The organism is Pseudomonas sp., assembly GCF_030150285.1.
Lineage (GTDB): Bacteria > Pseudomonadota > Gammaproteobacteria > Pseudomonadales > Pseudomonadaceae > Aquipseudomonas.
The window spans coordinates 172532-192465 of the sequence record NZ_JASLGE010000043.1 but is presented as its reverse complement, the minus strand read 5'-3'; the positions used below and the strand labels follow the sequence as shown (position 1 = coordinate 192465).

The following is a 19934-nucleotide window of genomic DNA, read 5'->3' as shown; positions in this document are numbered from 1 at the left end:
GCGAGCCTCTTATGACCCTTCCCCCACACACCCTGGAACGCCTGGCGGCCGATCTGCGCCAGGCCGAAGCTCACGGCCAAGCCATCGCCCCGTTGCGCGAGCAAATCGGCGAAAACAATGCCGACGCCGCCTATGCCATTCAGCAGCTCAACGTGGCCCATGGGGTTAGCAACGGGCGGCGCGTGGTCGGGCGCAAGATCGGCCTGACCCACCCCAAAGTGCAACAGCAACTGGGCGTTGACCAGCCAGACTTCGGCACCCTGTTCGCGGACATGGCTTACGGTGACAACGAAACCGTGCCGTTCGACCGTGTACTGCAACCCAAGATCGAGGCCGAAATCGCCTTGATCTTGCAACACGACTTGCCCCACGCCGACACCACCTTCAACGAAGTCGTGGCCGCCACCGGCTGGGTGGTACCGGCGCTGGAAATCGTCGGCAGCCGGGTGCAGCAGTGGAACATCCGTTTCGTCGACACCGTGGCCGACAACGCCTCCAGCGGTTGCTTTGTGCTGGGTGGCCCGGCGCGGCGCATCGACGGCCTGGATTTGCGCCAGGCCAGCATGCGCCTGACCCGCCACGGCGAAGTGGTGTCCAGCGGCAGTGGTGCCGAGTGCCTGGGCCACCCGATCAATGCGGCCGTGTGGCTGGCCCGCACCATGGCCCGCCTGGGAGAGCCGCTGCGGGCGGGCGACATCATTCTCACCGGCGCTCTGGGGCCCATGGTCGCTGTTGCCGAGGGCGATCACTTTGAAGCCTGGATCGACGGCCTTGGCGGTGTCGCCGTCACCTTCACGGCCAGTGACCGCACCGCCATACCGGCACCCACGTGACGATCACACTCGCGCGCCCCACCCGGCACCTGGAAATGGCCGCGCGGGTCGGCGGTGCCGGTTTGGCTGGCAACCCGCCGCCGCTGACGGCACCCGCCGATTGAGTCGCCCCTTTCACGACAACAATAAAAAGGGTACTGCCCATGACAACGTTCACCTTGGCTTCACCCCTGCCCGTTGTACGCACGATTGCACTGTGTTTTCTGGTGGCCCTGATGGAAGGGCTCGATTTGCAGGCTGCCGGGATCGCAGCCCAAGGGATGGCCAGCGCCTTCGCGCTGGATAAAGTGCACATGAGTTGGGTGTTCAGCGCCGGTATTTTCGGCCTGTTGCCCGGTGCCTTTGTGGGCGGCTGGCTGGCCGACCGCGTAGGCCGCAAACGCGTGCTTATGGGGTCGGTGGCCTTGTTTGGCCTGTTCTCGTTGGCCACCGCCCTGGCCTGGGATTTCAACAGCCTGCTGGTTGCCCGCTGCCTCACCGGCGTGGGCCTGGGGGCCGCGCTGCCCAACCTGATCGCCCTCACCAGTGAAGTGGCAGGCCCACGCCTGCGCGGCATGGCGGTCAGCCTGATGTACTGCGGCGTGCCCCTGGGGGCTGCGTTGGCGGCCTGTATTGGCATCGCGCAACTCACCGGCGGCTGGCAAGTGGTGTTCTACGTCGGCGGCGTGGTGCCGCTGTTGATTGTGCCCCTGCTCGGCCTCTACCTGCCGGAGTCGCAGCAATTTCGCCAGGCCCGCAGCGAAGCCCCCATCGGCGTGGTGCAAGGCCTGTTTGGCGAGGGTGCGGCGTGGCCGACCGCACTGATCTGGGTGAGCTACTTCTTCACCCTGATGGTGGTTTACATCTTGATCAACTGGCTGCCCAGCCTGCTGATCGGCCAAGGGTTCAGTGGCCGTGATGCCAGCGCGGTGATGCTGGCCCTGCAAATCGGTGCCGCCGTGGGCACGCTGTTTCTGGGTTGGGTCATGGACCGTCTGCCCGCCTGGGCCCTGTGCGCGCTGATTTACCTGGGCATTCTCGCCTCGCTAACCGCTCTGGGCCTGGTCACGCGCCTGGACAGCATGCTGGCGGCTGGTTTTGTCGCCGGCTTTTTCGCCACGGGCGGGCAATGCGTGCTGTACGCCTTGGCCCCGCACTTTTACCCGGCCTCGATACGGGCGACCGGCGTTGGCAGCGCCGTGGCCATTGGCAGGCTGGGGGCCATGAGCGGCCCGCTGGTAGCCGGCAAGATGCTCGCGCTGGGCACCGGAACGGCGGGCGTCATGCTGGCTTCGGCACCGGGCATCGTGCTGGCTGCCGCCGCCCTGTTTTACCTGTCAACGCGGCGCAAGGCCTGCGCCCACGACTGACCGGTCGTTGTAACGCTCCGCACCCACACCGTGCGGGGCGGTTTGCTCCTACTCCATAACAATAAAAGTGACCTTGCCATGCTCAAGCACATTCTTCGGGCGCTCAGCGCCTGCGCCTGCATTTCCCCATGGGCTCACGCCATGGCCAGCGGTTTTGTCGAGGGCAGCCATGCCGATCTGACACTGCGTAACTATTACTTCGATCGCAATTACGTCAACGCTACGCCTCAGGCCGCCGCCCGTGAATGGGCCCAGGGCTTTTTGCTGAATGTGCGCTCGGGCTACACCGAGGGGCCCATCGGCTTTGGCCTGGATGCCCAAGGGCAACTGGGGGTACGTCTGGATTCCTCCAAGGCCCACACCGGCACCGGTTTGTTGCCGTACAGCGCCAGCACCCGTGAACCGGCCGATGCGTATTCCGAGTTGGGGCTGACGGCCAAGGCCCGTGCCTCCCACACTGAACTGCAAGTGGGCACGATCAGTACCGTGTTGCCCATCGCCTTTGCCAGCCCCACCCGCCTGTTACCGCAAACCTTTCGCGGCGCGTATGTGACGTCACGGGAACTGCAACCGCTGACCCTGCACCTGGGCTGGCTCGACCGCATCAACCTGCGCGACGCCACCCACTACCAGAAAATGTCGGTCGGGGCCCCCAACGGGCGCTTCAACGGCAGCGCCGAGTCCGACCGCTTCACGTTTATCGGCGGCGACTATGCGTGGTCCGAACAGTTAACCCTCAAGTACTACCACGCTGAGCTGGCCGAGTTGTACCGCAAGGACTACCTGGGTTTTGTCGACCATCGCCCGCTGGGCCCCGGTACCCTCAAGAGTGATTTTCGCCTGTTTATCACGGGTGAGGACGGTGCAGGCAAGGCCGGCCCGGTGGACAACCGCAACACCGCGCTGATGTTGACCTACGCCCTGGGCTCCCACGCACTCGGGGCCGGCTACATGCAACTGAGCGGCACCACCGGCATGCCTTATCTGTTTGGCACCGAGCCGCTGGTGATCACCGAAGGCACCCTCAGCTCGGAGTTTCTCAACCCGCGCGAACGCAGCTGGCAGGTGCGCTACGACTACAACTTTGCCGCCCTGGGTGCGCCGGGGCTCAAGGCCATGGTGCGCTACGTGCAGGGCGACAATATCGAACTGCCCACCTTGGGCGGCTCCAACTTGAGCGAAAGCGAAAAGGACCTCGAAATTTCATACATTCTGCAAAGCGGGCCCCTCAAGGACCTGTCGCTGCGAGTGCGCCACGCCTGGTATCGCAATGACTTTGCCGCCCAGGCCAGCCACCGTGATGACAACGAGTTACGGATAAATATCGACTACACCTGGAAGCTCTGGTGACAAATCCCACATTGACTGGCTCAGGTGCCCGCATTTTCGCTAAGCTGCGCCGATATGCCGTTATGCCGTGCCGTGGAGACCCGATATGAAACGCCTTTTTATGCTGTGTACTGACCTTCAACTGTTAGCGGTGAAGCCATGATCGAAGTCACTGAGGCCTCCATTGCCCAGCTGCGTGCAGCCCTTGAATCCGGCCAGGCCACAGCAGTGGAACTGGTGCAGGCCTATCTCGACCGCATCGCGGCTTATGACGGCCCCCACACCGCAACCGCGCTCAATGCGCTGGTGGTGCCCAACCCGGACGCATTGAAGGACGCCCACGCCTCGGATGCACGTCGCGCCCGTGGCGAAAGCCTCGGCCCGCTGGACGGCATCCCCTACACCGCCAAAGACAGTTACCTGGTCAAAGGCTTGACCGCCGCTTCCGGCAGCCCGGCTTTCAAGGCCCTGATTGCCCACCGCGATGCCTTCACCATCGAGCGGTTGCGCGGGGCCGGGGCCATTTGCCTGGGCAAGACCAATATGCCACCCATGGCCAACGGCGGCATGCAGCGCGGGGTGTATGGCCGCGCGGAAAGCCCGTACAACGCCGACTACCTCACCGCCCCTTTTGCGTCCGGCTCCTCCAACGGTGCCGGCACCGCCACCGCTGCCAGTTTTGCCGCCTTCGGGGTGGCTGAAGAAACCTGGTCAAGCGGGCGCGGCCCCGCCTCCAACAACGGCTTGTGCGCCTACACGCCCTCACGCGGGGTGATTTCGGTGCGCGGCAACTGGCCCCTGACCCCGACCATGGACGTGGTCGTGCCCTATGCCCGTACCATGGACGACCTGCTGGCCGTGCTCGACGTGGTGGTCGCCCCCGACCCCGACACCCGTGGCGACCTGTGGCGCCTGCAACCCTGGGTGCCGATTCCACCCGTGGACAGCGTGCGCCCGGCTTCCTACCCGGCACTGGCCGCGGGCCGCGAAGCGCTCGCGGGCAAGCGCTTTGGCGCGCCGCGCCTGTTTATCAATGCCGACCCGGCAGCAGGCACCTCAGAAAAGCCCGGCATTGGCGGCCCGACCGGGCAGCGCATCATCACCCGCGACTCGGTGATGGACCTGTGGCACGCCGCGCGTCAGGCCCTCGAAGCCCAAGGGGCCGAAGTGATCGAGGTGGACTTCCCGTTGGTCTCCAACTGCGAAGGCGACCGCCCCGGCGCGCCCACGGTAATGACCCGAGGGCTGGTGTCCAAAGCGTTTATGCACGACGAACTGTGGGCACTGTCAGCCTGGGCATTCGACGACTTCCTGCGGGCCAACAACGACCCGGCGCTCAATCGCCTGGCCGATGTCGACGGCGCGCTGATCTTCCCCCACGACCCCGGCACCCTGCCCAACCGTGAAGACGACCTGGCCGCCGGCATGGACGAATACGTGCGCATGGCCCAGCGCGGGATTACCCCGTGGAACGAGATCGCCAGCCTGCCGGACGGTTTGCGTGGCCTTGAAGAAACCCGGCGCATCGACCTGGAAGACTGGATGGACCGCCTGGGCCTTGACGCGGTGCTGTTCCCCACCGTGGCCGACGTCGGCCCGGCCGACGCCGACGTCAACCCGGCCTCGGCCGACATCGCCTGGAGCAACGGCGTATGGGTCGCCAACGGCAACCTGGCCATCCGTCACCTGGGCGTGCCGACCGTCACCGTGCCCATGGGCGTCATGGCCGACATCGGCATGCCCGTGGGCCTGACCTTCGCCGGCCGCGCCTATGACGACTCGAACTTGCTGCGGCTGGCTTCGGCGTTTGAATCCCTGGGTTGCAAACGCAGCATTCCGCCACGGACACCGGCGTTGACTGCCCGGTGAACGCCGTGTGGCCGCTGTCGCCTCCGGCGCTGGCGGCCCCCTGCTACGCTTTATGCTTTGCCCCCCCTCACCAAGGACCTCACCATGACCGCACCCACCCTTGAGGCCCTGCCCCTGTCGCGGGCCAAACGCCTGAAAGCCGCCACACACCGCGAGCACGACAGTGTCGACAGCCTGGTAATGGCCGCCCGACCGTTCGCAAACCTTGAGCGTTACGGCCAGTTCCTGCGCTTGCAACATGCGTTTCACGGCGCAATCGACGCGCTGTATCACGACCCGGAACTGAACCGGCGCCTGCCGGGGCTAGCGCAACTGCCGCGATTTGAAGCGGTGAAACGCGACCTGGCCGACCTCGGCCTGAGCGTGCCCGACGCACCGCCACGGGCACCGGTCAACGGCCCTTTTGAAGCCTTGGGCTGGTTGTATTGCAGCGAAGGGTCAAACCTGGGGGCCGCGTACCTGTACAAGGAAACCCAGCAACTGGGCCTGGACCAACAGCGGGGAGCCAGCCACCTGGCCGCCCACCCGGACGGGCGCGGCCTGCACTGGCGGCAATTTATCGCCCTGCTCGACAGCCAGGTGCTGAGCGAGGAACACGAGCAGCAAGCCATCAACGGGGCGATTGCAGCGTTCGACTTCTACCGAACGAACCTGCGACAGGTCTTCGGTTAGGCACATTACCGCCGGCAGTGCCTACCGGCGGTAATGCTGCGATCAAGGCTGCTGAAGGTGCTTGAGGGTTTGCTGGGTCACCGCTTTAAGCCCATCTTCGGTGATGACTTTCCAACGGTCGGTGCTGCCGATAGCGAACTCTTTATTCACCTCCGTTTTGACCTGGTACTCAGGCCCGTCGGCAGGTTTGATATTCAAAACGGCGCGGTTGTAGGTGACGGAATCCAGCACGCCCCGCAACACCGTCCATGACCAGAACTGCGCAATGTTGACTTGCACACCCGTGGCACCCTGAACGCCCGGTTCGCTGACCACTTGGTAGCCGGCCTGCCGGTACGCAGCGGCGACCGCATCACTGACAATGCCCGGCACGGTGTGGCCCGGCTTCAGCAACACATCCCCGATGTGCATGCCGTAGGTGTTGCGCTTGCGGGCAATCACCCGTTCAGTGATGGCTTTGTCTTCCATCTGCTGGAACATGACCGACGGGTTGTCCGGTGTAGTGGGTTTGGACTGGAACACGCGCTCATCGACCGCGGTGATGTAAACCTTTTTGCCATTGACCGAGGCCGTTGTCGGCACCGCGCCCGCATTGCCGTCCACTTCAACCTGTGACCGATTCAGGGCGCAACCTGACAACAAAGCCAGCATCGCAACGCCCACTACCATACGTACCATCATTGAAACCCCTCTTATGTCTAGCCTTCATTGGCAAGGGCTTAATGGCCCAGCGAGAGTGTAGAGGATAGATCGCCGTGCGGGCACCGCTTAGCCCTTGGCCGCCATTGCGGTCACTTCGACACGCATGCCGTCCACCGCCAACGCGGCCACGCCCACAGCAGCACGCACTGGCCACGGCTTGGCGAAAAAGCGTTTGTACACCTCATTGAAGGCAGCCCGATCGGCCATGTCGGTGAGGTAGATCGTTAAATGCAGTACACGGTCCATCGAACTGCCGGCCCGCTCCAAGGCCACCTTGAGCGCCTGCAAGGTGCACTCGCTTTGTTGAGTAATGCCGCCCAGTTCCAGGCTGCCATCAGCCCGGGTCGGGATCTGCGTGGACACCAATAGCCCGCCGAAACCGGCCACATCAGAAGAAATCGAATCCGCATCTGGGTCGGGGGTGAAGGTAATATCGTGATGGGTCATAACTCTCTCTGGGTTGAGGTTAAAAAATGTGGGATTTGTACCGTCAGACCTATCGAAAGGTCTGTAAGCGCGGATGATTTACGAATATTTACAGGGTGAAGCGACCGTTCAATACGTAGGTACGGATTCAATCATACGATGTTTCTAACCGCGTCATTACCCCTTAGACTCCAGAGACCCTACGCTCTGGTCCGCCGCCCGGAGCGCTCCACCCAACCTGGCAAGGAGTCTTCATGAGCAGCCTTTTTTCCTCCCTCGGCATTCAATACCCCATCATCCAGGCCCCCATGGCCGGCACGGCCACTCCGGCACTGGCGGCGGCCGTCAGTGAGGCAGGGGGGCTGGGCTCTATCTCCATCGCGGCGGTCAATATCGAGGCCGGGCGCGCGATGATCCGCGACCTGCGGGCACGCACCGACAAACCGTTCAATGTGAACGTCTTCTGCAACGCCCCCTCCTGCGCCGACCCGGTACTGGAACAGGCCTGGCTTGCGCACCTGGCCCCGTTTTTTGCCGAGTTCAACGCCCCGGTCCCGGCCGACATCCACCAGATTTACACCAGCTTCTGCGCCTCGGATGAACAACTGAACCTGCTGCTTGAAGAGCGCCCGGCGGTCGTCAGCTTTCACCTCGGGCTGCCGCCACAAGGGCATATCGATGCCCTCAAGGCGGCCGGGATTGTGCTGTTTGCCAGTGCCACCCACGAAGCGGAAGCCCTGGCGGTGCAGGCTGCAGGGGTGGATGTGGTGGTGGCGCAGGGCATCGAAGCGGGAGGCCATCGCGGCATGTTCGACCCCCACGCCCCGGATGAACAACTGCCGACCCTGGAACTGCTCAAACGCTTGCTCGCCTGCCTGGACATCCCGGTGATCGCCACCGGCGGCCTGATGGATGGCCACGACATTCGCCAGGTACTGGAACTGGGCGCGCTGGCGGCACAGTTGGGCACCGCGTTCATCTTGTGCCCGGAGTCATCGGCAAGCCCGGCCTACCGCCACATGCTGAACAGCGAACGCGCCGCAACCACCGCCCTCACTGACGTCATTTCAGGGCGACCGGCCCGTGGCATGGTCAATCGGTTCATGCGCGAAGCCGGCGCTGCGGGCCATCCGCCCGTGCCGCCTTTCGGCATTGCCTACAACGCGGGCAAACACCTGGCCGAGGCAGCAACCAAGGCCGGCAGTGCCGAGTTCTCGCCGTTCTGGGCAGGCCAGCAAGCGGCGCGTGCCACGGCGCTGCCAGCCCGCGAACTGCTCGCGCTGCTGGTCAAACACTCCGGCGTCTGAGCGCACACGGCTTTAAGGGTTCGCACGCCGAAACCGTACGAGCCCCCTGAGATCCGCCTGCCCGCCCGAGGGGCCGAGTGTTTAGTAACCGTTGGCGAAACGTCCGATTGCGCAGCGATCGTAAAACCTGAATCCCGGCTCCTACGGATGGCAGAGTTTGTAGGAACGAGCTGGCTCGTGATCTTTTGATCTGGTTTTTGATCTAAAGGCCCCCCGCACAGGCGTCAACCATGTGTCCGGTCTGTACAAGAGCAAAAGATCGCGTGCAAGCGCGCTCCTGCGGGTGAATGCCTATCAAACGTCCGGCTGGCACGCATTGCTCGATACCGGGGCTCTGGGGCAAACTGCCGCGCTATTCACTGCGACGCTCGTATACCCCTCAGGAGCCCCCCATGAACGCGCACATTGCCGCCGTCCCGCTGGAAAAAGCCTATCGACTGATCAATCACGGCCCGACGATTCTGGTCTCGGCCCGCCACCAGGGCGTGCAGAACGTCATGGCCGCCTCATGGGCCTGCGCCCTGGATTTCGCCCCCCCCAAACTGACCGTGGTGCTGGATAAATCGGTTAAAACCCGCGAACTGGTCGAGCACAGTGGCCGGTTTGTGATTCAGGTGCCGACGGTGAAGCAACTCGTACTCACCAGCCAGGTCGGCGCGATCAGCCTTAATGATGACCCCGACAAGCTGCACCACTGTGGTGTCGAACTGTTCGATCTGCCGGGGCATGATCAACCGTTCGTGGCGGGCTGCTCGGCCTGGCTGGCCTGCACCCTGATTCCCGAGCCACATAACCAGTCGGCCTACGACCTGTTTATCGGTGAAGTGGTCGGTGCCTGGGCGGACACCCGAGCCTTTCGCGATGGCCACTGGCAGTTCGAAACCGCCGATCCTCAGTGGCGCAGCCTGCACTACGTTGCCGGGGGGCATTACTACGCCACTGGCGAAGCCCTCGACGTGGCCGAGTAAGGCCGTCGCCGGGCGGCACGCTAAAGCCTTGAGCAATACCGCCGATACCGATGTAACGAACCTTGCCCACAAGGATAAAAACCATGCTCGGCAGCGTAAACAACCTGGCCTCCAGCCTGACCATTGCCGGTGCCTCCGCCCCGGCGACGACCACCGCGCAAACGGCCGGCGAACTCTCTGAAGCGGCCCCGGTCAAGCCCCGGGAGGCGCGCGGCAACGCCAATGCGCCGGTGGAAGACAGCGACGACAAAAGCACTGACATTGTGAAAATACTGCTGAAGCAGATCGCCCAACTGCGAAAACAGCTTGAACAGCAGTTGCAAACCCTGCAGAGCATTCAGGCCAGCGACCAGCCACCCGAGATCAAGGCTGCGTCCCTGGGCGCACTCCAGGCTCAGATAGCCAGCACCACCGCCGCCCTGCAAACTGCTACGGCGGCGCTGCTTCAGGCACTGGCGGCGCAAGGTGCCAGTACCTCGGGCTCGACGGTTAGCACCACCGCCTGACACCCGCCACGCCCCGAGCCAGGACGGCACACATGGACTTAACGTTGGCCCAAGCACTGGAAACCGCAGAACGCGAATACCTGTGCGCACGGGTCGAAAACCTGCTGCAACGGGCGGACAACCCCTATGGTGCACGGGTGTTCCAGCACCAGGGCATGGCCTGCTTTCACGTCAAGGGCTGCGCAAGCCCGATGCTCAACCGGGTGTACGCCGACCCGGCGCTGGCCCCCGACACCACGGTCGCGCTGCTCAAGGCCGATGCCGAAGGTACAAGCGTCTGGCCGCACATCGCTAAAACGGCGGCCTTTGCTCCTCGCCTCTCGGTCGGCGAGGCTCAACTGGAACGGTTGAAAGGCTGGACACACCTGCAGTTGAGTTGCCCCCTCGAACAGGCGATCACGCACCCGCACGGTTTCATCATTGAAACCGTCAGTGGGGGCGACCTGAGTGAATTTGCCGCCGTTCATGAGGCCGGTTTTCGCGCCGACCCGGCCCGTGCGGCGGTCAATCTGGCCTCCTTTTCCGGGCTGGTCGCCAATGAACGCCTCACGCTGTACGTGGCGTGGCTCGACGGTGAGCGGGTGGCAGGGGCCGCACTGTATAGCGCCAGCAATGGCATCGCCTACCTGGGCACCGCCGCTACCTGTAAACACGCCCGGGGCCAGGGGCTGCACCAGGCGCTGATCACCCATCGCATCGAGCAAGCCCGCGCCATGGGCTGTCAGCGGGTGGCCGCCACCACACTGGCCAACGCCCAAAGCCGGCGCAACCTGCAACGCGCCGGCATGATCGTGTCCCATGCCCAAGCCCTGTACCGCTTGGCCCACCCGTAAACACAACGCACCTGAAGGCCCCGCCATGCTCCCCAACGAACACCCGCACCCCGCAACCGAGCCCGATATCACGTTTGCCAGCCCCATTCCGATCCTGCGCATGTTTGATGAAGCCAAGGCGCGGGAGTTCTACCTGGATTTTCTGGGGTTCGGCGTTGAGTTCGAACATCGTTTCGAACCCGGGTTGCCCCTGTATCTGGGCATCCGCCGCAACGGCTTGCAGTTGCACCTGTCGGGGCATCACGGCGATGCGTGCCCCGGCTCAACGGTGTTTGTGCCGGTCAATAACCTCCAGCAATTGCACGATGAACTGAACGCCCGGCAGTACGGCTATTCGCGCCCGCAGATCGTGGACCACGGCTGGGGAATCATCATGGAAGTGCCGGACCCGTTCGGCAACCGCCTGCGCTTCTGCCAGTCCTGACGGGGCACGCGGCGGCGCAATACACCTGCCCCCTATCCGCCCCCCTGAACGTGACATAGGCAGTGGGTCGGCCCCCCACTGTTTACCCAAGCGCCCCCACCCACCCCGCCAAAAACAACCCCACCCCAAACAGCAAATGCGCCATCAGGCTCCGCCGCCGGGCGGCCCATGGGTTTGGGGTTTTAGATGCCGCCAGGCCAAAACCGAACGCCGGCTGCAGCACAAAAAACGGGGCCACCACGCTCATCAACCCCGTCAATAAGGCAGGCAACAACGTCGGCTGCAGCAACCACCCCAGCCCCTCTACCGCCACCAACACCCCCGCAAACACACACCCCGTGATGTAGTGAAACAGCCAACCCACCAGCCGTTCATGGCGCCTACGCGGTGCCTTCACTATCGACTCATGGCAAAACTGGCCGTGGCACATATGGCCCAACCAGCGCCCCACCAACCCGTAGTCCGCCGAGGCCATGCCCCACAGGCGTTTTTGCAACCACGCCGAGGCGTCCATAAACATCGTGGCCCCCACGCCAAGCCACACCAGCCGCACCACTGCTTCAGCTGTTTGCATCTTCCTTCTCCTTGCCTTGCGCCGGTTTTGGCGCTTTGATTGGGAGTCTGCAGGTTCAAGTCGACTTGAGGTCAAGCATGAAAGAGATGGACATCGGGGAGGTGGCGCGGCGTTCTGGCTTGCCCGCTTCGACCTTGCGTTACTACGAAGAAAAAGGCCTGATCCGCTCCATCGGCCGTCGCGGCCTGAGCCGGGTGTTTGCGGCCAGTGTGCTGGAACAGTTGGCCTTGATTGCCCTCGGGCAGGCCGCGATGTTTTCTCTGGATGACATCGCGACCATGCTGGACGCAAACGGCCAACCTGATATTGACCACCAACGACTCGCGCACAAGGCCGATGAACTGGACCGCACCATTCAACACTTGTGCACCCTGCGCGATGCCCTGCGCCGTGCAGCCGCCTGCCCTGCCCCACGCCATGCCGAGTGCGCGCGATTTCAGGCGATGCTCAGCGCCATCGGCCCCGGTGGCCTGAAACGCAAAACGCCGGACCTCCCGGCCCGGCGTTTCAGTGCACCTTTGATCAGCCCAGCTCAATCTCGTCCTTGAGTGCCCGGGCCTGTTTAAGCGGTAACGGGTCAACCCAGGCGTTGACGTCAAAGTCGTGGTCGATAAACCCCTGCGCCAGCAAAAAGTCCTTCTGACGGCGCAAGCCTTCAACATACACCTCGCTCAACTTCGGCTCGAACGACAGGTGCAGCGTGGGGCCAAAGGCACGCACGACATCGTCTTCGCTGACCCCCGTTTCCGCCGCGAGGGTGCTCAGCACGTCTTGCGGATGCTCGCGCGCCCACTCAGCCGTCTTGAGCAGTACGGCCAGGTACCGCGCCACGATCTGCGGCGAGTCGATCAAGGTCTGCCGGTCGACCGTGATGGGCCGGGGCGAGCCCGCGCTCAGCCGCAAGAACGGGTCTTGCTGCTCGTTGAGGTTGACGATGGGGCGCAACCCTTGTGCCAACGCCCGGGCGCTGCCCGCCCCTTTGATAAAAATCGCGTCGACGACGCCGTCTAGCAAGGCTCGGGTGGGGATGGCGTGGTGGTCTTCACGGTGCTGGGCCACCTCTTTGAGGTCCCACTCGGCCGTGGCCAAATCGACGAATTCAACGCTGTCATGGGGCACGCCGCCCAGGTGCAAGGCGGTCAACAAGCCGCGCAAACCCTCGGCGCGGCCCACATCCACCAGATCGCTGGCCGCCTTGCGCACAACCCCCAGTTTGCGCCCGCGCAAATCGGCCGCGGTGTGGATATCGCTGTCACCGCGCACAAACACAAACTGCTCTTCGTCCACCCAGGTGATGCCCACGACCACGGTGTCTTGCCCCTGCGCACGGGCCCAGATCGGCGGTACGTTGCCGCCTTCACGGAAACTGCCGGCCAGGCTGTGGCGGAAATGCGACTCGCGCACGGCGCGGTCGGCAGACGCGCGAATGGAGTCCAGTTGAATGCCGTGACGGGCAAATTCGTTGTGCAACCAACGTTTGTGCTGGGCGATGCCCGAGGTGGTCGGCACGGGGCAGCGGGTATACCAGATGGCGGTCGGCTGTGCGGGGGCGCGGGTCTCGGGCCGGTTGTTAAGCAAGGCTTCTGACATGGTTCAACTCCTGAGAGGGTTCGCTTGGCAATGAACTGAAAGGGCAAGCCCGACACGCAGTCAGGTGGTTGTTAAGGGGGCGCGGGCCTCGCCATACGCCCACGTCTGGACGTCAAAGTCCGCGTCGATAAAGCCTTCGACCCGCAGGAAATCCTTGAACGAGCCAATGGCCTCGAGGCCCGGTGCATCAATGGCGGTGCTGAATTTAAGGTGCAACTCGGGGCCGAAGGCGGCGCTCACCGCCTCTTCGCTAACGCCAATTTCCTGCGCCACAAAACGCCGGGTTTCATCCGGGTGTTGCGCCGCCCACTCGGCCGCCTGTTGCACGGCACTGAGCAAGGTCTGCACCAGATCGGGCCGCTCACGGGCCAGGGTGCCGTCCACTGTCAGCAACCGGGGCGTGCCGTTATTAATGCGGATCGCCGGATCGGAATGGCGGCCGGTTTCACTGAGCAACACCGCATCAAACTGGCGGGCAACACTCAAGCCCTCTGCTCCCTTGACGAAAAACCCGTCGATCTCACCCCGGATCAACTGGGTGATTTCAGCCGCATAGGGTAAGCGACGAATCCCTTGGGCATAGCCCGGTGCCGCACTGCCCAACAGTGGCGTGCAGGTGGCGACATCCACGAAACGCACCGCCTCACGGGCAATGCCGGCAACGCTCAATGTCGACAACAACCCCTTGAGGGCGGTGGCGCGCTGAAAATCGATAAGGCCTGGCGGCTGACGCGGCAGGCCCAGGCGCTTGCCCACCAACGCCGAGACCTGGGTAATGCCGGTCGACGGCAAGGTGATGACCGCCTGGAATTCGTCGATCCAGTTGATCCCGATCAGGCGCGTATCGCGGCCACTGGCACGGGCATGAATCGGCGGGATATTGCCGCCCTGGCGAAACGACCAAGGCTGGGAATGATCAAAATGGCTGGCGCGCACTTTTTCGTCGGCCGCGCTTTGCAGCGACTGTACGCGCACCGACTGTTGCGCCAGTGCCGCCTCAAGAAACCCCAACTTCACCGCCAGCCCCAAGGGCGTCGGTGTCGGGCAACGGGTATACCAAAGTTTTAAATCCGTCATGCCATCCGCTCTTATCAAGATAAGTGCACACCGCAACTTAATCACGGCGCGGCAACTTACAAACCACAATAATGACGGACGTTGTCGCACGGCATTGAGTTCGCGTTGTTTTAAAGATAATTAACTAACGCCCCGTGCGAGGTGCAACGAGTGTAAAACAAACCCGGTGGCGGCCTATAGATTATTGCGTTCTGAGTTTATGACTGCACAGCCATTGACAGCCCTGACTTCATTACGCAGATTACAGCGCGATTTCAGCCCCCCCTTTTATTAAGTTTGTTCTATGGATATAACCTCACTATGTCTGCGCTTTCACTGTGGCTGAATAACTTTACGCCGTTAAAGTCGGCCCATACCCGCATTTACCTGGGGGGCCAAGCGGTGTCGATGATCGGCATCTGGCTGCAACAAACCGCCATGGCGCTACTGGTGTATCAACTGTCGGGCGGCCAGGCATTTGCCCTGGGGGTCAGCGCACTGTGTTCCAGCCTGCCAATTCTGCTGTTCAGCCTGTTTACCGGCGCGCTGGCCGACCGCTACGACCGCCGTAAACTGCTGATTGGCTGCCATCTGATTGAAATCGCGCTAACGTGCCTTATCGCGGCCATGATTCAGGCCGATCAGGCCCACCTGACGCATATCTTCGTGTTCGCCTTTTTAATGGGCTGCGTCAACTCGGTGTATTTCCCGACGCAACAGGCGTTTTTGTTTGACCTGGCAGGCCTGAACAACATCCGCAAACTCATCAGCATCAACTCCATGATCCTCAACGTCTGCCGCGTACTGGGGCCAACCCTGGCGGGTTATCTGGTGGCCCAGGTCGGCATGTCCGCAGCGTTCTGGGCCAACGGCCTGTCGTACTGGGTGGTGATTGCCTCGCTGTTGTCGCTAAGCCAGGTGCAGCAGCGACGGCCCGATGCGGGCAATCAGGTGGCGCTGGGTGAGGCCATCGGCCATATTCGCCGCACGTTGACGTTGCGCAACACCTACCTGTGCTGTGCGGCGCTGACGATGTTTGGCCTGGGCACCCTGGCCCTGCTTCCGGCCGTGGCCCACGGCGACCCGCAGCGTACCGGCCTGCTGCTGGGCGCGGCAGCGAGTGGGTCATTGATTTATGCGTTTTTCTTGTCACCGGTGATCAGCCATATCCGGCGCATGGGGCTGACCTTGTCGATGACACTGATCTGGATGGGCAGTTGGCTGGTGGTCTCGGCCCTGACTGACGTACTGGCCGTGCAATTGCTGGCGCTGTTCATGTTCGGGCTGGCCACCTCACAAGCCATGGTGACCTGTACCAGCCTGGTGCAAATCCTCTCGCCGCCTGCCATGCGCGGGCGCTTGATGGGGTTGTTCAGCATCATCGGGTTTGGCTTGCAGCCTCTGGCGACGGTGGTTGCCGGCTACATCGCCGACCGCTTGGGCGTGGCCAGCACCATCGCCTTATGGGGGGTAGTGGCGGCCGGCATTGCAGGCCTGCTGCTGGCTCAACCGCAATGGCGACATTGGTACCTGGAGAAAAGCTGAAAGCACCGTAAAACCCATCACTGCGCCATTCAGCGCTAACGATGGTTGCGCCAGCGACCAGCCCGGTACAGAAGGCGGAGGGGATTCCCCCCGCCTGTTTGCATCAAACCCGCGATTTGCGCCCTGCAAACGGATGGCTCGGGTCGTTGTAGCCGGGGGTGGAGGCATGTCCGGTGATGACAAGGTCGTCGATAAACGCTTCATCTTCGGCGGTAAAGGCGTAGTTCAACGCCGGCACGTAGTCGTTCCATTGCGCTTCGGTGCGCGGCCCGGCGATGGCCGAGGTGATCAATGCGTTGTTCAGCACCCACGCCAGGGCAAACTGCCCCGGGGTGATGCCGCGCGCCTGCGCATGGTCTTTGACCCGTTGGGCCAGGTTCAACGACTCGGCCCGCCATTCGGTCTGGTGCAGGCGTTTGTCGTTACGCCCGGCGCGGGTGCCTTCGGACGGCGGCTGGTTCGGGTCGTATTTGGCCGTGAGCACGCCACGGGCCAACGGGCTGTAAGACACCACGCCAATGCCGTAGTACTGCGCCGCCGGCAGGTGTTCGTTTTCAATCTGGCGGTTGGCCAGGTTGTACAGCGGCTGGCTGGCCGCCGGGCGTTCGATGCCCAGCAAATCGGCCGTGCGGCTGAATTCAGCGAGTTTCCAGCCACGGTGGTTAGACAACCCGTAAGACCGGATTTTGCCCGCCCGGATCAGGTCCGACAGCGCACGCAAGGTTTCTTCCACCGGTGTGGTGTGGTCCTCGCGGTGCAGGTAGAACAGGTCGATGTAGTCGGTGTTCAAGCGCTTGAGGCTGGCGTCCACCGACTGGATCACGTTGTGCCGCGAAGCCCCGCGGTCGTTCGGGCCCTGCGCCCCCGGGTTGGGGTTGACGAACTTGGTCGACAACACCCATTGCGAACGGCGGTCGGCAATCAGGCGGCCGACCACTTCTTCCGAAGCGCCACCGTTGTAGCCATTGGCCGTGTCGATAACGTTGATGCCCTGCTCATAGGCGCGATCAGCAATGCGCTTGGCCACGTCCTCTTCGGTCTGGCCGCCAAACATCATGGTGCCCAGGGTGATCGGTGACACTTTGATGCCGTTACGGCCCAGGTTGCGGTACTCGATGGTGCTCATACGCTCTCCCAAAAGGGGGTTGATGGTTGATTCAAAGGTGAAGCTAGATCGCAAAACGCGACAACAGCATGGCCACCGGCAGGTCTTGCCAGGCCGAATCCGTGTAGGGCACCGACTCGTCGTCGGCCACCGGGTAACGCGGCACCGGCACGGAGCCGATCAGTTTTTGGGTGTAGGCGTGGCGGGCGTTTTTCCAGATGCCGTCGTGGGCACCCTCTTCCACGATCTTGCCGTCGTGCATCACCAGCACCCGGTCGGCCATGTACTTGACCACTGACAAGTCGTGGGAAATAAACAGGTAGGCCAGGCCGAACTCGTCCTTGAGGTCGGCCAGCAAGTTGAGGATCTGGGCGCGCACCGACACGTCCAATGAAGACACCGCTTCGTCGAGGATCACCAACGATGGCCGCAAGATCAGCGCACGGGCAATGCCAATACGCTGGCGCTGACCGCCGGAAAACTCGTGAGGGTACTTCCACACCGCCGTGGGGGGCAGGCCCACCCGCGCAATGATGTCGAGGATGCGCTGGCTGCGCTGTTGCGCCTCTTTGATGCCATGGTTTTTCAGCACACCGTCCAGAATGCGGTACACGCTGTGCTTCGGGTTGAGTGAGCCATAAGGGTCTTGAAACACCATCTGCACAAAGGGCCGGTAAGCGCGCAGTTGTTTTTCAGGTAATGCCGCGATATTGGTGCCATTGAGCAGAATTTCCCCGTGACTGGCACGGATAAGCCCCAAAATGGTTTTACTCAGGGTCGATTTCCCGCACCCGGACTCCCCCACCAACCCCAGGGTTTCCCCCGGCCGAATCGTGAACGACACATCGTCCACGGCGGCCACCGGGCCTTGGCGGGTTTTGTATTCGGTGCGCAGGTGGCGCACGTCCAGAATCGGCGGCAAGGCGTCGCGGTCGGGCTCCAGCGCCTTGGCCACACGCGGGTAGCTGTGCAGGTCGAAGTGGATCTGCCCGCCCGCCCCCCGCTGCACATTGATTTCCGGCAGTGACGCACGGGCATAGTGCGTGTCGCTGTCCAGCCGCAGCGAAGCCCCCAACAGCCCTTGGGTGTAGGGGTGCTGCGGTGTGGTGAAGATCGCTTCGGTGCTGCCCGTCTCGACGATCAGCCCGTCATACATCACCGCCACGCGGTCGGCCCACTGGCCCACCACGCCCAGGTCATGGGTAATCAGCAGCAGGCCCATGGCGTACTCTTCGCTCAAGTCCTTGAGCAATTGCAGAATGTGCGCTTGCACGGTCACGTCCAGCGCAGTGGTGGGTTCGTCGGCGATCAGCAGGCGCGGCTTGCACGCCACGGCAATGGCGATCATCACCCGCTGACGCTGGCCGCCGGACAGGTTGTGGGCAAAGTCATCGAGGCGCGCCTCGGGGTTGGGAATGCGTACCTTCTTGAGCAGGGCCAGGGATTCGGCGCGGGCCGCCTGGCGCGACAGGCCGCGATGGCGGCGCAGCACTTCGCCAATTTGCTCACCGATGCTCAACACCGGGTTCAGCGAGGTCATGGGGTCTTGGAACACCATGGAAATATCGTTGCCGCGCAGGTTGCGCATCACCGCATCGCTGACGCCAGACAGGTCCAGGCCCTCGAAATCCACCGTGCCCGTGAGTTCGGCCCGCCCGCTCAACAGGCGCATCAGCGCCATCGCGGTGGTGGACTTGCCGCACCCCGACTCGCCCACCAGCGCCAGGGTTTCTCCCCGCGCCACTTGGAAACTCACGCCTTTCACGGCGCAGTAGTCGCCGTAATTCACCCGCAGGTCTGACACGCTCAACAAGGTGTGACGATGATCATCGACGTTGGCTACAGCATTCATGCGGTTCTCCCGCGCAATCGTGGGTTCAGGGCACTGATCAGGGCGTCGCCCAGCAGGTTCAGGCTAAAGACAGTGATCACCAGGGCAAGGCCCGGAATCGCCGTAAGGTAGAGCGCACTGCGCAACAGGTCACGGCCGCTGCCGATCATGCTGCCCCAGCTAATGGTGTTGGGGTCGCCCACGCCCAGAAAGGCCAGGGACGACTCGGTCAGAATGGCCGAGGCCACGATCACCGAAGCGGTGATGATGATCGGGGCCACGGTATTGGGCAGCACTTCGCGAAAGATGATCCAGGGTGTGCTGTAGCCCACACTGCGCGCTGCCAGTACGAAGTCGGCGCTGAGCAGGGCGCGAAATTCGGCGCGCACCAGCCGGGCGACGGTGTCCCATGAGGTCAGCCCGATCACCACCGCGATAATGCCCACGGTGGACTGAGTGATGGACACCACCACAACCACCAGCAAAAACGACGGTGTGGTCTGGAAAATCTCGATCAGCCAGGTCAACACCCGATCAGCCCGACCGCCGTAGTAACCGGCCAACGCCCCCACCAGGCTGCCGAGCACCACACTCACCGTCGCGGCGGTGAGCCCCACCAGCAGCGACACCCGCGCGCCATGCACAATGCCGGCCGCCAGGTCACGGCCCAGGGCATCGGTGCCCAACGGAAACTGCCAGTCCTCGCCCGGGGTCAGCAACGGCTGGGCCACCATGTCCAGCGGGTCGCCGGGGTACCAAAACTGGGCGCTCAAGGCCATCAGGCCGATCAACAGCAGCACCGTCAGGCCCACCACCGCAGCGGGCGAGCGCAGCAATGCACGGGCCACGGGCCAGCCGCTGCGGGGAGCCTGCGGCAACGCGTGCGGCGGTTCGGTCAGGCGCTGAATGCCCGGTGCCCAGCGGCCCAGCATCAGGCTGCCCACGTGTTGACGCCAGCCACTGCGGGCCGGATGAGTGAGCACCGGCGCGGAACTCGGGGTTTGCAGGCGCATGC

At 63.2% G+C, this 19934-nt stretch carries 20 protein-coding genes; 12 read left to right on the top strand and 8 right to left on the bottom strand.

The genetic code is table 11. The annotated features are described in order from the left end of the window. Positions 1–11 precede the first annotated feature (11 nt). From mhpD to Q1W15_RS10875, 5 genes are all read left to right on the top strand, one after another. Positions 12–833, top strand: a complete 822-nt coding sequence (mhpD, locus tag Q1W15_RS10895; protein WP_300727693.1) for a 2-keto-4-pentenoate hydratase — start codon at positions 12–14, stop codon at positions 831–833. Positions 834–976: 143 nt separating this feature from the next. Further along, the gene (mhpT, locus tag Q1W15_RS10890; protein WP_300727689.1) at positions 977–2182 is read left to right on the top strand and encodes a 3-(3-hydroxy-phenyl)propionate transporter MhpT; all 1206 of its coding nucleotides are present in this window, start codon (positions 977–979) and stop codon (positions 2180–2182) included. 78 nt (positions 2183–2260) lie between these two features. After that, on the top strand, positions 2261–3532 hold the full coding sequence (locus Q1W15_RS10885) for an OprD family porin (protein WP_300727687.1): 1272 nt from the start codon (positions 2261–2263) through the stop codon (positions 3530–3532). A 138-nt stretch (positions 3533–3670) separates the two neighbouring features. Then, entirely contained in the window at positions 3671–5380 is a 1710-nt protein-coding gene (locus tag Q1W15_RS10880) for an amidase (protein WP_300727684.1), read from the top strand. 84 nt (positions 5381–5464) lie between these two features. Continuing rightward, entirely contained in the window at positions 5465–6052 is a 588-nt protein-coding gene (locus Q1W15_RS10875) for a biliverdin-producing heme oxygenase (RefSeq protein WP_300727681.1), read from the top strand. A gap of 42 nt (positions 6053–6094) precedes the next feature. Here the strand turns inward: Q1W15_RS10875 and Q1W15_RS10870 are convergent, their stop codons facing one another. After that, positions 6095–6733, bottom strand: coding sequence for a flagellar biosynthesis protein (locus Q1W15_RS10870; protein ID WP_300727678.1), 639 nt, complete (start codon positions 6731–6733; stop codon positions 6095–6097). A gap of 87 nt (positions 6734–6820) precedes the next feature. Beyond that, positions 6821–7201, bottom strand: coding sequence for a RidA family protein (locus tag Q1W15_RS10865; RefSeq protein ID WP_300727676.1), 381 nt, complete (start codon positions 7199–7201; stop codon positions 6821–6823). Between the two features lie 233 nt (positions 7202–7434). Between Q1W15_RS10865 and Q1W15_RS10860 the strand changes: the two genes are divergently transcribed. The 5 genes from Q1W15_RS10860 to Q1W15_RS10840 all read left to right on the top strand — a co-directional run bounded on the left by Q1W15_RS10860 (position 7435) and on the right by Q1W15_RS10840 (position 11218). Next, complete coding sequence (locus Q1W15_RS10860; protein WP_300727673.1) at positions 7435–8487, top strand: nitronate monooxygenase family protein; 1053 nt, start codon at positions 7435–7437, stop codon at positions 8485–8487. A gap of 392 nt (positions 8488–8879) precedes the next feature. Then, complete coding sequence (locus Q1W15_RS10855; protein WP_300727670.1) at positions 8880–9455, top strand: flavin reductase family protein; 576 nt, start codon at positions 8880–8882, stop codon at positions 9453–9455. 83 nt (positions 9456–9538) lie between these two features. Further along, on the top strand, positions 9539–9961 hold the full coding sequence (locus Q1W15_RS10850; protein ID WP_300727667.1) for a hypothetical protein: 423 nt from the start codon (positions 9539–9541) through the stop codon (positions 9959–9961). A 32-nt stretch (positions 9962–9993) separates the two neighbouring features. After that, on the top strand, positions 9994–10794 hold the full coding sequence (locus Q1W15_RS10845) for a GNAT family N-acetyltransferase (RefSeq protein WP_300727664.1): 801 nt from the start codon (positions 9994–9996) through the stop codon (positions 10792–10794). Between the two features lie 25 nt (positions 10795–10819). Beyond that, positions 10820–11218 carry a glyoxalase superfamily protein gene (locus Q1W15_RS10840; RefSeq protein ID WP_300727752.1) on the top strand — a complete coding sequence of 133 codons (399 nt, stop codon included), beginning with the start codon at positions 10820–10822 and terminating at the stop codon, positions 11216–11218. Positions 11219–11300: 82 nt separating this feature from the next. Here the strand turns inward: Q1W15_RS10840 and Q1W15_RS10835 are convergent, their stop codons facing one another. Further along, positions 11301–11792: a DUF2938 domain-containing protein gene (locus Q1W15_RS10835; RefSeq protein ID WP_300727661.1), complete on the bottom strand. Its 492-nt coding sequence runs from the start codon at positions 11790–11792 to the stop codon at positions 11301–11303. Positions 11793–11869: 77 nt separating this feature from the next. Here Q1W15_RS10835 and Q1W15_RS10830 point away from each other — a divergent pair, with 77 nt between their 5' ends. Beyond that, positions 11870–12340: a helix-turn-helix domain-containing protein gene (locus tag Q1W15_RS10830; protein ID WP_300727658.1), complete on the top strand. Its 471-nt coding sequence runs from the start codon at positions 11870–11872 to the stop codon at positions 12338–12340. Here Q1W15_RS10830 and Q1W15_RS10825 read toward each other — a convergent pair. Next, positions 12315–13382: an ABC transporter substrate-binding protein gene (locus Q1W15_RS10825; RefSeq protein ID WP_300727656.1), complete on the bottom strand. Its 1068-nt coding sequence runs from the start codon at positions 13380–13382 to the stop codon at positions 12315–12317. The genes Q1W15_RS10830 and Q1W15_RS10825 overlap by 26 nt on opposite strands. A 60-nt stretch (positions 13383–13442) precedes the next feature. Then, on the bottom strand, positions 13443–14459 hold the full coding sequence (locus tag Q1W15_RS10820) for an ABC transporter substrate-binding protein (RefSeq protein ID WP_300727653.1): 1017 nt from the start codon (positions 14457–14459) through the stop codon (positions 13443–13445). 300 nt (positions 14460–14759) lie between these two features. On the opposite strand from Q1W15_RS10820, the gene Q1W15_RS10815 reads away from it, so the two are divergent. After that, positions 14760–15983 carry an MFS transporter gene (locus tag Q1W15_RS10815; protein WP_300727650.1) on the top strand — a complete coding sequence of 408 codons (1224 nt, stop codon included), beginning with the start codon at positions 14760–14762 and terminating at the stop codon, positions 15981–15983. A 103-nt stretch (positions 15984–16086) separates the two neighbouring features. Here Q1W15_RS10815 and Q1W15_RS10810 read toward each other — a convergent pair whose 3' ends face one another. From Q1W15_RS10810 to Q1W15_RS10800, 3 genes are read right to left on the bottom strand one after another with little or no spacing between them, the layout of a single operon-like run. After that, positions 16087–17109, bottom strand: a complete 1023-nt coding sequence (locus Q1W15_RS10810) for an aldo/keto reductase (protein ID WP_300727647.1) — start codon at positions 17107–17109, stop codon at positions 16087–16089. Between the two features lie 43 nt (positions 17110–17152). Continuing rightward, positions 17153–18940, bottom strand: a complete 1788-nt coding sequence (locus tag Q1W15_RS10805) for an ABC transporter ATP-binding protein (RefSeq protein WP_300727644.1) — start codon at positions 18938–18940, stop codon at positions 17153–17155. Continuing rightward, positions 18937–19932 (bottom strand): ABC transporter permease, encoded by a 996-nt coding sequence (locus Q1W15_RS10800; protein WP_300727641.1) that lies wholly within the window; start codon positions 19930–19932, stop codon positions 18937–18939. Before Q1W15_RS10800 ends, Q1W15_RS10805 begins: the two co-directional genes overlap by 4 nt. Positions 19933–19934: the final 2 nt, after the last annotated feature.